Consider the following 13413-nt stretch of genomic DNA (forward strand, 5'->3'; position numbering starts at 1 on the left):
CCATGGCGGCAGACGGAAACACACCGGAATATGGGCCGGAATTCGAGCTTGCTTGCGAGTTGATCGCACGCCGTTCGCTGACGCCGGACGATGGAGGTTGCTGCGAATTGCTGATGTCGCGCTTGGCGCCGCTCGGATTCAGCGCCGAGTGGATCAACGCCGGTGGCATCACCAATTTGTGGGCGACGCGCGGCAGCGGCGCGCCCTTGATGATTCTCGCCGGGCACACCGACGTCGTGCCGACCGGTCCTTTGGATCGCTGGGATAGCGATCCATTTACTCCGACGGTACGCAACGGCGTTCTCTACGGCCGCGGCGCAGCGGATATGAAGTCCGGCATTGCGGCGATGGTCTGCGCTGTCGAGCGTTTCATCGCCGCCGGCGAGCACAAGGGCACTCTCGCCTTTCTGATCACCAGCGACGAAGAAGGTGCTGCGCGCCATGGCACACGGCATGTCGTCGAGGTGCTGAAGGCCCGCGGGATCGTGCCGCAGTACGCCATCGTGGGCGAGGCATCGTCGAACGAAACATTCGGCGATCGTATTGTGGTTGGGCGTCGAGGCTCACTGGGCTGCAACCTGCGCGTTCATGGCAAGCAGGGCCACGTGGCCTATCCCCACAAGGGAGACAATCCCGTTCACCGATTGATGCCGGCCCTCGCCGAATTGGTGGCCACACAGTGGGATAACGGCAATGCGCACTTTCCACCAACCTCGTTCCAGATATCCAACCTTCATAGCGGAACCGGCGCCAACAATGTGATTCCAGGCGAAGCCGACGTCGTGTTCAACTTCCGCTACTGCACCGAGTCCACGGCAGAACAACTCAAGGCTCGGGTACACGCGGTGCTGGATCGACACTGCCCGCGTTATGACGCCGACTGGTGGCTGTCGGGTGAGCCGTTCCTGACCGCTCAAGCCGAATTGATCGATGCGGCGGTGGCGAGCATCGAGTCCGCAGTCGGTATCAAGCCCGATTTCTTTACTGGTGGCGGCACTTCCGATGCCCGCTTCATCGCCCCATGGGGCGCGCAAACGGTCGAGATCGGCCCGATCAACGACAGCATCCACAAGCTCAACGAGCATGTGAAGATCAGTGACTTGGCCAAGCTGTCGTCGGTCTACGAGGGCATCCTGCAACGGTTGCTCCGCTGACATGGACGACGCCCGTCACGATCGGGAGTCGCTGCTGGCCGTGACGACGCCAGCATTCGAACCGCCTCTAGGACTGCGCAGCACGCTGATGCAGACCATTCTGGCCACCAAGCGTCCCGCGCGCCGCTTGTGGGCCCGCCGCGGTATCGACCTTGTACCGCTCTCGACCTCGCACGTGCTCGACTGCGGCGACGGTGTGCGATTGACCGGCATGCTGACGCCGCATGCATCGTCACGCGGCCTGGTCGTACTGATTCATGGCTGGGAAGGCAGCCATGAATCGAGCTATCTATATTCGATGGCCAGCGCGCTGCACCGCGAAGGGTACGCCGTATTTCGGCTGAATCTTCGCGACCATGCCGGCACGCATGCGCTCAACGAGCAGATGTTCCACTCGGCAAGAATCGGCGAGGTACTCGGCGCGATACGCGCGGCGCGGCAGCTTGATGCCAGCAACGATCTGTTCGTCATCGGGTTCTCGTTAGGCGGCAACTTTGCACTGCGCGTCGGCCTATACGGCCCGGAGAACGGCGTACATCCAAAGCTGTCGATCGGCATCTCGCCTGCAATTCATCCCCGGCACACGCTGGAGGCGATCGACGCAGGCCCAAAACTGTTCCACGGCTACTTTCTCGAAAAGTGGCGCTTGACGATGGAACTGAAGTCGCAAGCCTGGCCCGGTCGTTACGACTTCAGTACCCATCGGCCGCTGCGAAACTTCGTCGAACTGACCCGCCGTTTCGTAGAGGACTACACCGAGTACGAAACGCTCGAAGACTACTTCGAGCGCTACACGCTGACGCCGGCAATGCTGGTTAATGCCGCGTCGCCGCTGGCGGTGATCACCGCCGTTGACGACAGCGTGATCCCGATTCAAGACTTCGACGGCTTGCGGGCCACCGGGTCGGTGCTCGCATACGATCGCCTACTCCGCGGTGGGCACTGCGGCTTTATCGAGGACTGGGCCTTGAACGCCTGGACCGAACCGCGGGTGATCGAACTGCTGCGTTGCGCTGCTTGAGCCCGTCGCTCAGTCGCGGAGCTTGACCGGATTGGAGATACCCGACGCCACGTGGCCGGTCGGCACGAACTGCGATGCCGATTCGCAGTGCCCGGTTTGATCGTCGAAGAAAAAATCCGGCTCGAACTCGCGCAGAAACGCGCCTTTGTCCAAGCCACCCAGAAACATCGCCTCGTCGACTTCCAGGCCCCACTGCATCAGCGTGCGGACGGCGCGCTCGTGAGCCGGCGCGCTACGCGCTGTGACCAGTGCGGTCCGCAAGCGCATCGGAGCCGGTCCCTCGCTCGCCTGCTGCAAACGATGCAGCGCCTGGAGCAGCGGCTTGAACGGTCCAGGCGGCAGCGGAGACGCGACATTGTCGGTTTCGTGGGTCGTGAACGCACCCAGACCGTTGGCCTGATAAACGCGCTCGGCCTCATCGGAAAACAGCACGGCATCGCCGTCGAAGGCGATGCGAACTTCGTCTGGATACTGTTCGGCATTGCGCGCCGATTCCGGATAGACGCGTGCCGAAGGGAAACCCGCATCAAGCGCATCGCGGACGTCCGCCTCGTTGGCTGACAGAAACAATACGGCGCCCAGTGCTTTGAGATAACGAAAGGGCGGCCGTCCGCGAGTGAATACGCCGCGCTCGATCGACAACTGATGCGCACGCGCCGATCGGAAGACACGCAGCCCGGACACCGGATCGTTCCGCGACAAAATCACGACCTCGACCCGGCTGGCCTCGGCGGTGTTGAACGCCAGCAGCTTTCGCACCAGTGGAAACGCAACGCCCGGTCTGGCGATACGGTCAAGGCGCTCGAGCTGCACGCTCATATAGGCCCGATCGTCGTGCCCTTCGAAGACTTGGTTCTCTTCTTCGAAATCGAACAGCGCGCGCGACGACAGCGCCACGACCAGCTTGCCGTCCAAGCTGACGGGCATCAGGTCACCTTTGCCCGCTTTAAGCCATACGCCACCGCGCCCGGCATGAAGCGCTTGGCCCAGATGATCAGCGCTTCTTTACCGATGGCGATCTCGTCGCGATCGGCCGCTACTGCATTCCAGATCTTGCGGGCACACACGCCCGCGTCCATGCCTCGCAACTGACCGCGGTCCATCTGACCGTGCGCCTGGCCGTCGGCGGTGATCGCATTCATCGATACATTGGTCCGGATATAGCCCGGGCAGACGGTCGTGAAGCGAACATTCTCGCGCCACAACTCGGCACGTGCCGCGTCGAAGAAACCTTGCACGGCATGCTTGGCCGCCGCGTAACCCGAGCGCTGCGGCGTACCGACATAACCGACGACGCTGGAGATGGTGACGACATGCCCGCCACCGCGCTCAACCATCGCCGGCAGCACCGCCTTGGTCAACGCCACCGGCGCAAAGAAGTCGAGCTCGAAAATCCGGCGGTAGACGTCCATAGAGGTCTGCAACACCGAGCTGCGCTGCGAGATGCCGGCATTGTTGACGAGCACATCCACCGGCCCGAAGAACGCAGCCGCGCGTGCAGCGACGTCGTCGGCGTTGAAGTCCGTCAGATCCACCGGAAGTACGGCAACCTGCGACAGATTCGTACAGGCCGCACGGACGCGTTCCAATTCAGGTGCTCGCCGCGCCGACAACACCAGCCGCGCGCCGCGCCGGCTGGCGTCGATCGCCATTGCCTCACCGATGCCGCTGGATGCTCCGGTGATCCAAACCACCTTGCCTGAGATGTCGGTCATCGATCGCCCTCGTGAGTGTGGCGCGCCGATCGGGCGCCAAAGTAGCGACGCCCTCGGGGAGTGCGAGAAACTCGCCTCCACCGAGGGCGTCGATCAAGCGGCGAGCCTGCGAAGGCCCGCATCGCGAACAATCAAGCCGCTTCGAGCGACTTGTCCCACTTACCAAGCGAAGCAAGGCCGTTCATCTTGGCGCGGTGCAAATGCGCCGCCTTGCCGGCTTCGACATTGCTGCCACCCCACGCCTTGAGCGCAGCAGCCTGCAGGGCTCGACCGTACGAGAACGTCAGGCCCCACGTGAAGCCGCCGATCTTGTTCATCGCGTCGAGGTGAGCGGTCGCGAGTTGGTCGCTCTGGCCGCCCGACAGGAACGCGATGCCCGGCACGGCGATCGGAACGCGACGCTTGAGGATCTTCAGGGTGCGCTCGGCGACTTCCTGCACGCCGGCCTGGGTCGGGCACTTGGCACCCGAGACCACCATATTCGGCTTGAGCACGATGCCTTCGAGCAGCACCTTCTGCAGGTACAGTTCGTGGAACACCGCTTCGAGCGTGCGGTCGGTCACCGATTCGCAGATCTCGATCGAGTTGTCGGCGTCCATCAGCACTTCGGGCTCGACAATCGGAACGATATCCGCTTCCTGGCACAGCGCGGCATAACGGGCCAGCGCATGAGCATTGGTGTGGATCGCGTAGTCGGACGGCGTGCCATCACCGATGACGATCACCGCGCGCCATTTGGCGAAGCGGGCGCCCGCAGCTTTGTACTTCTGCAGGCGTTCACGCAAGCCGTCGAGGCCTTCGGTGATGGTTTCTTCAGCGCCGCCGCCAAACAGCGGCTTGGCACCTTGGTCGACCTTGATGCCGGGAATGACGCCCTTGGAGGCCAGCAGTTCGGGGAACGGAACGCCGGAGAGGCTCTTCTGGAACAGCGTTTCCTCAAACAAGATCACGCCGGAGGTGTACTTCTCGAAGTCGGGCGTGTTGAACAACATGTCGCGATAGGCCTGCCGATTGGCCTCGACATTGTCGATACCGATCTTGTCGAAGCGCTTCTTGATGGTGCCAGTGGATTCATCGGCCGCCAGGATGCCGCGGCCCGGTGCCACCATCGCGCGCGCAGTCTCGTTCAAAATCTTTTCGTTCACTCAAAAACCCCGTTGGAAACGCCACAATAGATAGGGAACTCACCCGCCGATTGTACCGACGGCCGCCAGCCTATGACCAGACCTTGAGATTTTGGTCGCCAACGGCGAGAGCTGGGTCGCGCTACGACCATCAAGGTGACTTCTCAACGTCACCGCCGCCCCCTGAATTCACGGCACAATCCTGGCGTCACTCGATCGTCGTCTTCAAACCAAGGAGTTGTAACCCCATGTCGTCGCCTATCGTGGCCCCGTTGTTATCCCGTCGCGAACTGCTGCTGGCAGCGGCTTCGGTTCCGCTGGCGGCGTGCAGCCAGACCCCGACGCTGGAACTGGTTCGCGACACGATGGCCGTGACACTTGGCACCGGGGACGGCTATCCGCGTACGCGTCAGCAAGTTGAAGACACGCCCTACGCCCAACTTGGCGTCCGCATCGGCCGAGGCAGCCGCGGCATCATGGTGCTATCGCAGCAGCAGGGCGACGAACTGCAGTGGCTATCCGCCAACCGCATCATGCTGAGCGTCATGCACGGCCGCATCGTCAAGACCGTCGGTCTTCCGACCGATATGACGGGATCGCAGTCATTTGGCCCGGATCTGCTGCAGCAGTACAACCATACCCGGCCCGATCGGCCGCTGGAACGGCTGAGGCGCAGCGTCGATGCGGGGACTCGCTTCGGCATCTCCGTCACGTCGGATTTCACGATCGAAGGCACCGAGACGATCACGATCCTGGATCAGGCGGTGGAAACGATGCGAGTCCGGGAAGACTTCCAGTCGAGCGACCGCCAGTGGCGTCAAACCAATCGCTACTGGCTCAGCCTTCGCAGCGCGCTGGCCTGGCGCAGCGTTCAGCACGTGACACCGGGGCAACCACCGCTCGAACTCGAAGTTCTGAAACGCCCGGCTTAACGACCGACCGACGAATACATTAGCGAGTGGGTGCGTCCGCTGGCGCGCCCACTCGCTTAGTGCGTGATCTGGGCCCAGTCGGCATCTGGATCGAAGCGACCGGCCTCGTAGACTCCATACAGCGGAACGCCGTTGCGGACCTTCTGCCCGCCGTCGCGGGTCAAAGGCCGGAACACCAGATTGGTGGAACGACGCGTCGAGCGTGCAAAGAACATGTCGAGCGGCAGGTACAGGAACAAGCCCTTATCGAACTTGCCCTCGCCGAAGTCGGCGGCAGAAACATCAGTCTTGGTTGCAAAGGCACCCGCGACAACGCCGCTTTCGAAGCGGCGCGACACTTCCAAGGTCGCACCAAGGTCCTTCGCCAAGTACCGTCCGGCACTGACGTTCACGTGCAGGTTTCCGAACGGCAGATCGACGTAGGCGGTGACGTGCCCGGTGAACGTCTCATAGTCCTGGAAGCTGAAGCGCTGGTCGAAATCGCGCTTGCGTACCCAAGCGCCGTCGACGCCGACGGCCCAACGCGAGTACGGCTTGGCATACAACACTTCGCCCGCTACGCCACCGTACATTTCTTCGAAGATGCCGGCCGACAGTCGGGTCGACAGGTTCGTTGACGGCGACCAGATGTAGTTGGTTTCGAGCTTGACGAGGTTGTTCTCGCCTTCCTTCAAATATTGAACGACATTGCTGCGGACTTCCGGCAGTGTGCTGGTATCGCGCACTACCAAGCCATCGAAGTTGTTGTACAGATTGGCGCCCAACGTCGTCGACATCGACCAGCGCGGACTCAGCACCGCCGTTCCGTTGACGCGCCACCACAACTGACCGAAGTAAAAATCGTCGGGGCCGCCAACGTGCTGGCGCAGCGCCGGGCCCATGCCCCAGAAGAATCCGGGGTAGCGGATGTAGTCGCCGAATGCGGCCTGCTGCATCGCCGACGGCGGCTGCGGCACGTCGAGCAACGCCGTCGCGCGGATCTCTTCGGCGCTGCCGGTAAAGTCGATCAGCTTGTCGATCTGCTGCCGCGGCAGCGTGACCCGAAACGTCTCCGAGTCACCGACGACATTGACCAATGTAAATGCCTCGTAGCCTGGCGGCATCATCATCGCGAGCGACTGCCCGGCACGACCCAATGCATAGTGAGGATCCTGCGCGAAGTTCTGCGCGTACCACAGCGTCACCGCGCGACGTTCTTGGCTCGCATCCAGCGCAATCAGCGTGATGCGCTGACGGCCCAACTCTGAACGCAACGCCGTCAGCAGTGCTTGATCCACCGCCGCCGGCATCGGTGCGGACGAAGGAACGGTTTCGACCGGAGGGCGCTTTAGCGTCGACGAACTCGGCGGCGGATCCAGCACCTTGGCCGGACCGCGTTGCTCGTTGAAATTGGTGAACGCGGACCAGCGGAACATCACCGTATCGCCCCGCTCGATTCCCATCGCCAGATCCATCGAGTCCCAGAGGCGCCAGTTGACTGCCGCGTTTACCGGGAAATGTACCGGCTGGTCATTGTCCATTGCCTCGGACCGGTAGTCGTTACCGTCGTACTCGAGCTTGAGGCTGATACCTGGAAGCGGGGTTTGCCACTGCAGGCCACCGAAGATCGAAACCTGGCGGCCGCGAAAAATCCGGTTGGTTCCGACGTCTCCGATTTCGGTGGTGCCGCGATCATCAAAGCGGCTCGACAGCAACGACAAGGGATTGTCGATATCACCGCGAGCGCCAAGGCGCCCCCAACCGATGCCGATCGACCAATCGAGGTCGTAGTAGCGGCGGCTCGCCACCAGATACTCGGACGAAAACAGCCCGGTACCGCCGATATCCATCATACCCAGCGCCAGGGCCGGTCGGTAAGCGCCCTCGTCCACCAGCCTGATTTTGAAGTCGATGCCGCGATCCTTGTAAGTCTGATCGCCGCTGAAATCCACCGGACCGTAGAGACGGTTATCGACCTCGATATATCGAAACTGCGTTTCCAGCCACGGAAATAGCTGCACGCCAAGCAACAACTGGTTATAGGGCCGAACGATCGAAAGACCCGCCTTGAACGTCCCGTCGTCCGACATCCGGGCCGATGGTGTCTGCATCAGGCCAACCGCACCGAAGTCGTTTACCGACGCGTCTTGCGCCGAGGCAGCACCGACGACCAAGGCCATCGATGCCGCTGCAATTACGGCGCAAAGCGCGTTTGTCGAGATCAACCTAGTTGTTTCCGATCGTGACCAACGCGGCAGCCGAGATCGCCAGGTTCGAGAAGATCGACAGCAGACGTTCACTCAGTACCAGCTTGTTCAGCGGCGTCGCATCACGCGGGACGATGATCAAGCTGCCGGGCGGTACGTCCGGCTTCTGGAACTGCCAGGCGCCCAGCTTCAGCGGACGCGCTTCACCGTTGGGGTAGATGATGAAAGCCCGGTCCTTGTCGGCGGCTTCACCGACGCCACCCGCTCGACGCAGGTAGTCATCGGCGGTATCCCCCGAAACAAACAACTGCGAACCTGGGTTCAGTACCTGCCCCGCAATGCTGACCGATGTAGGCCGCTTGGGAATCAGCAAAGCATCGCCGGATTCCAGAATCACGTCCTGTTCCGGCCGTAGACGCAGCAGTGCGGGATCGGCCTGGACCACAACACGGCCGGTCGCCTTGGCGTTCTGTAAGCGCTTGACGACACCATCCAGGAAGGCGGCAACCGACGACACATCGCCGGTCAGCGATCCGTTGGTCATGATGGTGACCACGGCCTCCTGCAACTCGTCGGCGGCACGCTTGTACGACGCCGTCTCGGCGGCGCGAGCACTGTCGCGAGTAAACACGGCGCCATAGGGGAAGGCGCTGGTGGTCAACCCACCAGCTCTGGCGATCATCTGGGATAAGGTTTCGCCCCGAATCAATCCGTACGTGCCAGGAAAGCGAACCTCGCCGATCAAGCGGACTGAACCGATCTCTTGGTCCAGGTAGACCGGGCGGAAGTTGAACACGTCACCCGCCGCCACTGCTTGTTTGCGGGTCGTATCGATCGTCAGATCCAGCGTTCGATAGGATGATTTGCCATCGCGGACGGAGTCGGCATACGACAGGTACTCCACGTTGCGGGAATCGCTCTCACCCGTAACGCCGGCAGCGGCCCGAAGCAACAACTCGAGTTCGGTCTGATCGGCCACCGGATAAATTCCCGGACGCACGACTTCGCCATAGACCGCAACGCTCTTGTCCAACAGGAACGGCAGCGCCCGTGGAACCGTCTCGAATATTTCAGGGCAGCTCATTCGCCGCCGGCTGGTCTTTTCCAAGCGATGATTCTCGGATGACAGCGCGCGCAGAAACCGCACCGCTCGCTGGCTATTGACCATCTCGTCGAGCTCGGAAAGCGCTTCACAGCGGTTACCCGCGGCGATTGGCTTGCCACCCAGGACGGCCTCGACTTCATAGGAGTTCAAGTAGTCGACATCGTCACGACTGAAGACCACCACGACATCATTAGGCTGCAACGCCAACGGCGAAGACGCTCCCGAAAGCGCCTCCGCGACATTGAATGCAACAAACTGGCGGATGCCCGTCAACTCGCTTGAACGCTCGATGATTCCGAGCGGCAGATACACCTCGGTCTCGATGTCCGACGAACGAACGCCCGCTTGATCCAGCACGGTCCGCAGGTCGCGGCCGTCGGCCCATGGATAACTGCCAGGGTACTTCACGTGCCCGATCACACGAATTTCGTTGGCAATCTGTTGCGCGATGCGGCGCACGCGAACCACATCACCATCCTGGATGGGCGACGAAAGGTCGGCCGCCTTGGACATGTCGAAGTTCAATACGCGGCGCTGTGCATCGCGGGTGACGCGCTCGACCTCGATATAGGTCTGATCACTCGACGCAAGCCGGCCGCCAGCCAGCGCGATCAGATCGCTGAGCGTCCGCTCGCCCCCGATTTCGTAGATCGCGGGCCGCTTGACCTCGCCCTCAACGGTCACCCGCGCTGCCACCGGCGGCACGAAAATCACATCGCCAGGCTGCAAGCGAACATCGTCGCTGGAATCACCACCGAGAAGGAACTTGTACAGATCGAGCGTCTGTATCAACTCACCGGAGCGCTTCAGCTGAACCCGCCGCAACGAACCCACCGCAGTAACGCCGCCGCTGACGAACAGCGCATGGGTCATTGTCGACAAGGACGACACCGTGTACGAGCCCGGACGTGTTACGTCGCCCAGCACGAACACCCGCATCGACCTCAGACGCCCCAAGGTCACGCTAGCGGTGGTTCCGATCATCTCCTTGCTGACGCGATTCTCAAGCAAGGCCTGCAATTCATCGAATCGCATCCCGTTGGTACTGATCGGGCCCAGCTTCGGAAAATTGACCGTACCATCGCGGGAAACGAGCAATGTGAAAGTCTGGTTTTGGTTGCCAAACAATTGGACGCGAACGTTGTCGCCCGGGCCGATTACATAGTCGCCTGGCACCGGGATATCGGTTGCCGGCGCAAACGTGCTGGGGACTCCAGCAAACAGTTCGTAACCGAACGGCCTCGGCTTGAGCCGCCCCTCCATCTTCAGGGATGGCTTGCGGACTCGAGAGCCGTCGTTTGCGTAAGCCGACACCGTTGAGTCACGGCGCCGCTGATTTGCGCCCGACCGAGTCAACGCGGGCCGGTCTCGATCCTGGGTTCTGATTCGATTGCTTTGCGTATCCAGGTCAGCGTTAGCGGCATCAGACTCCGTGCGCGTATCACGTCCTGATGCAGACACGGAACCCCGATCAAACTCCGCTCCATCGACGCCGGTTGCGTAGCCAGTCGTGGACTCGCGGTCGACGAGAACATCGTCGTAGTCGAGGTCGTCATTGGAAACCGGCGAGCCACTGCCACTGGGTGAGCGCGGCCGAACCACCTGTGGATTCTGCAACTCTCGATCCTGATCGATAGACCCGGCATCACCGTTACCTAGACCACCCAGTAAACGGGCTTTCTCCTCGTCGCTGAGTTGCGACAGAACCGACGGATCGATCAACGACGATTGAGCCAACACCGGGCTGCCGTATCCGATCATCGTGATCAGGGACCACAGCAGCAAACGGACTACAACCCTCATCCTATGACCCCCGAATCCATTGAACCCGACCAGCTTGCATCAAAGTATTTACCGGCACGGCGACCTGTTACTGAGGTCGACCGCTAACTTCTGTAAACAAAGAAGGCCAGCGCAAAGCTGGCCTTCTTCACATCAAGCCTCGGAGATCCGAGGCCTTACGCAGGTTAGCGAGTCGCCGTGCTCGTGGACGTGCTCGTCGACGTGGTCGGCGGGTTGACCACCGGCGGCAGCGTGCCGGCCGGCAGATCAGCCGTGTCGTCGCCGGCAGCGGCGTTCACTGCCACGCCGATCGCGGCAGCGGTGGCGGCTGCAACGCCCAAGGTCAAGCCGACATTAGTGGCCGCCGTGCTCGCACCGCCAGCAACACCGGTGGCGCCCTGCTCCGCAGCCATCGCGCTACCGTTGATCAACATACCTGCAACTGCGACTGCCAGCAGCTTCTTCATTCCGATCTCCAGAGATAAACACGCCTGAAACGACGTCTTGCCTGCCACTCTACTTAAAAGCTCAGTTGTTGCCAACCCTTTGCGCGCTCAGCCTTATCCTACCCATTTAATGAATATTTCCAGCCACATTTACCGGACCTGAACGGCAAGGCGACGTGAGCAATTCATCGCGTCTCAGGGTTAGCGCGGAAAGCAAGACTCGCCACATCACTCGCTTGCTTCCACTAAAATGTCGGTACGCGCCCGTAGCTCAGTTGGATAGAGCACTCGCCTTCTAAGCGAGTGGTCGCAGGTTCGAATCCTGCCGGGCGCGCCATCCCACCCGAATTAGACCGAACGGGGCAGCAGTTGAGCCGGTAGGCACACGTCGTGTGGCATTCGAAGAAGCCGTGGCGAAAACTGGGGCGTGACCACAATCGGCGGCGCTCGCGGTTTGATCGCCCAGCGCAGACGTGCCCGGAAAATTGGGGCCCATCGGATCGCACCGCATCAATTTGATGCGGTTCGCTTAAATGGCGGAGAGAGCGGGATTCGAACCCGCGATACGGTTTGACCCGTATACACGCTTTCCAGGCGTGCTCCTTAAACCACTCGGACATCTCTCCGCTGATGCCTGCTTAGCGGGCGCGCATTATAGCGGCACGCCCGTCACCGCGGGCTAGTGTTTTAAGTCAGTTTCAGCTTCAGGATGGCATCTTGGGCATGCCTGGCGGCTTGTCGAGGCAGACGCCATCGCCTTTGGCATCACGGGTGCCGAACGGAACGATCGCGGGCGGCTGAGCAGGAATCCGAAGCGCATTGGTCGACTCCGGCAGTTTGAGGCCCTCAACGGCGACCAACATCGGACGGTCTTCGGCTCGCTGATAAGGCTGTTCGCCAATGCAGTACCGATTGGCGGCGCACCCTTGAAGCGCGAGTGCGCCGGAGAAGATCAAGAGCAAAGAAATCGACGGCCGCTTCATGGTCAGATGGCTCCGGCCGCGCTCAACGCAGCCCTGACAGTGTGGTGATGCGCAGGATCCAGCGGAATGAGCGGCAGCCGGATGCCCGCGGGAACGCGGCCCATCAAGTGCAGTGCCCACTTCGCCGGAATTGGATTGGGTTCGACAAACAAATCGCGGTGAAGTGCGGACAGTTGGCGGTCGATCTGCTCGGCGGTCGCGGCATCACCCGAGAGTGCAGCGGCGCAGAGTTGGTGCATCAATCGCGGAGCAACGTTCGCGGTAACCGATATGTCGCCATGGAAACCTTGCAAAATCGCCTCACGCGCCGTGGCATCGTCGCCGGAGTAGAGGGCAAAACCCGCCGGCAACCCTAAAGCCAGCAGATCCCGCGTACGCTCGGGATCACCCTTGGCTTCTTTAAGCCCGACGATGCCGGGCACTTGAGCCAGACGACGTACTGTTTCGGGCAGCATGTCGCAGCCCGTGCGTCCCGGCACGTTGTAAAGAATCAACGGCAGATCGACCGACTCGGCAATCTTGCGGTAATGCAGGTACAAGCCCTGTTGCGGCGGCTTGTTGTAGTACGGGGTGACCAGCAATGCGGCATCGGCGCCGATCGCCTTGGCGGCCACGGTCTGCTCAATGGCCTCGGTCGTCGAATTCGAACCAGTGCCCGCAATAACGGGGATACGCCGGGCGACCACGTCGACGACACGGCGAATGACCGCGAGGTGTTCGTCCAGATCCAGCGTGGCCGACTCGCCTGTCGTCCCGACTGCGACGATGCCATCGGTACCCTGCTCGATGTGCCACTCGACCAGAGCATCGAGGCTCGCAAAATCGACGGCGCCCGTAGCATCCATCGGGGTCACCAAAGCGACGAGACTGCCCTTGATCATGATTTGCGCTGAATTGATGGCGGATGAGGACGTCCGGAAGCGAGCCGGACGGCGCGGCAGTATACCCGCTGACGTCACTCAAAC

11 protein-coding genes and 2 tRNA genes are annotated in these 13413 nt (G+C 61.6%); 4 read left to right on the top strand and 9 right to left on the bottom strand.

What is annotated here, in order from left to right; all coding sequences use genetic code 11:
- The first annotated feature begins 2 nt into the window (after window positions 1-2).
- The gene (dapE, locus tag BUB09_RS11985) at window positions 3-1154 is read left to right on the top strand and encodes a succinyl-diaminopimelate desuccinylase (protein WP_072897958.1); all 1152 of its coding nucleotides are present in this window, start codon (window positions 3-5) and stop codon (window positions 1152-1154) included.
- A gap of 1 nt (window position 1155) precedes the next feature.
- Window positions 1156-2175 (top strand): YheT family hydrolase, encoded by a 1020-nt coding sequence (locus BUB09_RS11990; RefSeq protein WP_084083386.1) that lies wholly within the window; start codon window positions 1156-1158, stop codon window positions 2173-2175.
- A 9-nt stretch (window positions 2176-2184) separates the two neighbouring features.
- Here the strand turns inward: BUB09_RS11990 and BUB09_RS11995 are convergent, their stop codons facing one another.
- The 3 genes from BUB09_RS11995 to BUB09_RS12005 form a co-directional block, all read right to left on the bottom strand.
- Entirely contained in the window at window positions 2185-3102 is a 918-nt protein-coding gene (locus tag BUB09_RS11995; RefSeq protein ID WP_072897959.1) for a 5'-nucleotidase, read from the bottom strand.
- Window positions 3102-3890 carry an SDR family oxidoreductase gene (locus BUB09_RS12000; protein WP_072897960.1) on the bottom strand — a complete coding sequence of 263 codons (789 nt, stop codon included), beginning with the start codon at window positions 3888-3890 and terminating at the stop codon, window positions 3102-3104. The genes BUB09_RS11995 and BUB09_RS12000 overlap by 1 nt, the downstream gene beginning before the upstream one ends.
- Before the next feature lie 131 nt (window positions 3891-4021).
- Entirely contained in the window at window positions 4022-5035 is a 1014-nt protein-coding gene (locus tag BUB09_RS12005; RefSeq protein WP_072897961.1) for a class I fructose-bisphosphate aldolase, read from the bottom strand.
- Window positions 5036-5262: 227 nt separating this feature from the next.
- On the opposite strand from BUB09_RS12005, the gene BUB09_RS12010 reads away from it, so the two are divergent.
- Complete coding sequence (locus BUB09_RS12010) at window positions 5263-5946, top strand: YjbF family lipoprotein (protein ID WP_072897962.1); 684 nt, start codon at window positions 5263-5265, stop codon at window positions 5944-5946.
- 56 nt (window positions 5947-6002) lie between these two features.
- Here the strand turns inward: BUB09_RS12010 and BUB09_RS12015 are convergent, their stop codons facing one another.
- The 3 genes from BUB09_RS12015 to BUB09_RS12025 all read right to left on the bottom strand — a co-directional run bounded on the left by BUB09_RS12015 (window position 6003) and on the right by BUB09_RS12025 (window position 11486).
- Window positions 6003-8105: a YjbH domain-containing protein gene (locus BUB09_RS12015; RefSeq protein WP_072897963.1), complete on the bottom strand. Its 2103-nt coding sequence runs from the start codon at window positions 8103-8105 to the stop codon at window positions 6003-6005.
- A gap of 46 nt (window positions 8106-8151) precedes the next feature.
- Window positions 8152-11040 carry an SLBB domain-containing protein gene (locus tag BUB09_RS12020; protein WP_084083387.1) on the bottom strand — a complete coding sequence of 963 codons (2889 nt, stop codon included), beginning with the start codon at window positions 11038-11040 and terminating at the stop codon, window positions 8152-8154.
- Between the two features lie 164 nt (window positions 11041-11204).
- Complete coding sequence (locus BUB09_RS12025; RefSeq protein WP_072897965.1) at window positions 11205-11486, bottom strand: hypothetical protein; 282 nt, start codon at window positions 11484-11486, stop codon at window positions 11205-11207.
- Between the two features lie 239 nt (window positions 11487-11725).
- Here BUB09_RS12025 and BUB09_RS12030 point away from each other — a divergent pair.
- Window positions 11726-11802: transfer RNA gene (locus tag BUB09_RS12030), tRNA-Arg, on the top strand.
- A 197-nt stretch (window positions 11803-11999) separates the two neighbouring features.
- Here BUB09_RS12030 and BUB09_RS12035 read toward each other — a convergent pair.
- The 3 genes from BUB09_RS12035 to dapA form a co-directional block, all read right to left on the bottom strand.
- Window positions 12000-12091 (bottom strand) — tRNA-Ser (locus tag BUB09_RS12035).
- 78 nt (window positions 12092-12169) lie between these two features.
- Window positions 12170-12448 (bottom strand): hypothetical protein, encoded by a 279-nt coding sequence (locus tag BUB09_RS12040; RefSeq protein ID WP_072897966.1) that lies wholly within the window; start codon window positions 12446-12448, stop codon window positions 12170-12172.
- Between the two features lie 2 nt (window positions 12449-12450).
- Window positions 12451-13329, bottom strand: a complete 879-nt coding sequence (gene dapA / locus BUB09_RS12045; protein ID WP_072897967.1) for a 4-hydroxy-tetrahydrodipicolinate synthase — start codon at window positions 13327-13329, stop codon at window positions 12451-12453.
- Window positions 13330-13413: the final 84 nt, after the last annotated feature.

Source organism: Hydrocarboniphaga daqingensis, from assembly GCF_900129825.1.
Taxonomy (GTDB): domain Bacteria; phylum Pseudomonadota; class Gammaproteobacteria; order Nevskiales; family Nevskiaceae; genus Hydrocarboniphaga; species Hydrocarboniphaga daqingensis.

Coding starts and splice junctions, on each gene's coding strand:
- BUB09_RS12015 (WP_072897963.1), bottom strand. CDS start 8,105: ATGGCCTTGGTCGTCGGTGCTGCCTCGGCGCAAGACGCGTCGGTAAAC.
- BUB09_RS12000 (WP_072897960.1), bottom strand. CDS start 3,890: ATGACCGACATCTCAGGCAAGGTGGTTTGGATCACCGGAGCATCCAGC.
- BUB09_RS12020 (WP_084083387.1), bottom strand. CDS start 11,040: ATGAGGGTTGTAGTCCGTTTGCTGCTGTGGTCCCTGATCACGATGATC.
- dapE (WP_072897958.1), top strand. CDS start 3: ATGGCGGCAGACGGAAACACACCGGAATATGGGCCGGAATTCGAGCTT.
- BUB09_RS11990 (WP_084083386.1), top strand. CDS start 1,156: ATGGACGACGCCCGTCACGATCGGGAGTCGCTGCTGGCCGTGACGACG.
- dapA (WP_072897967.1), bottom strand. CDS start 13,329: ATGATCAAGGGCAGTCTCGTCGCTTTGGTGACCCCGATGGATGCTACG.
- BUB09_RS11995 (WP_072897959.1), bottom strand. CDS start 3,102: ATGCCCGTCAGCTTGGACGGCAAGCTGGTCGTGGCGCTGTCGTCGCGC.
- BUB09_RS12040 (WP_072897966.1), bottom strand. CDS start 12,448: ATGAAGCGGCCGTCGATTTCTTTGCTCTTGATCTTCTCCGGCGCACTC.
- BUB09_RS12010 (WP_072897962.1), top strand. CDS start 5,263: ATGTCGTCGCCTATCGTGGCCCCGTTGTTATCCCGTCGCGAACTGCTG.
- BUB09_RS12025 (WP_072897965.1), bottom strand. CDS start 11,486: ATGAAGAAGCTGCTGGCAGTCGCAGTTGCAGGTATGTTGATCAACGGT.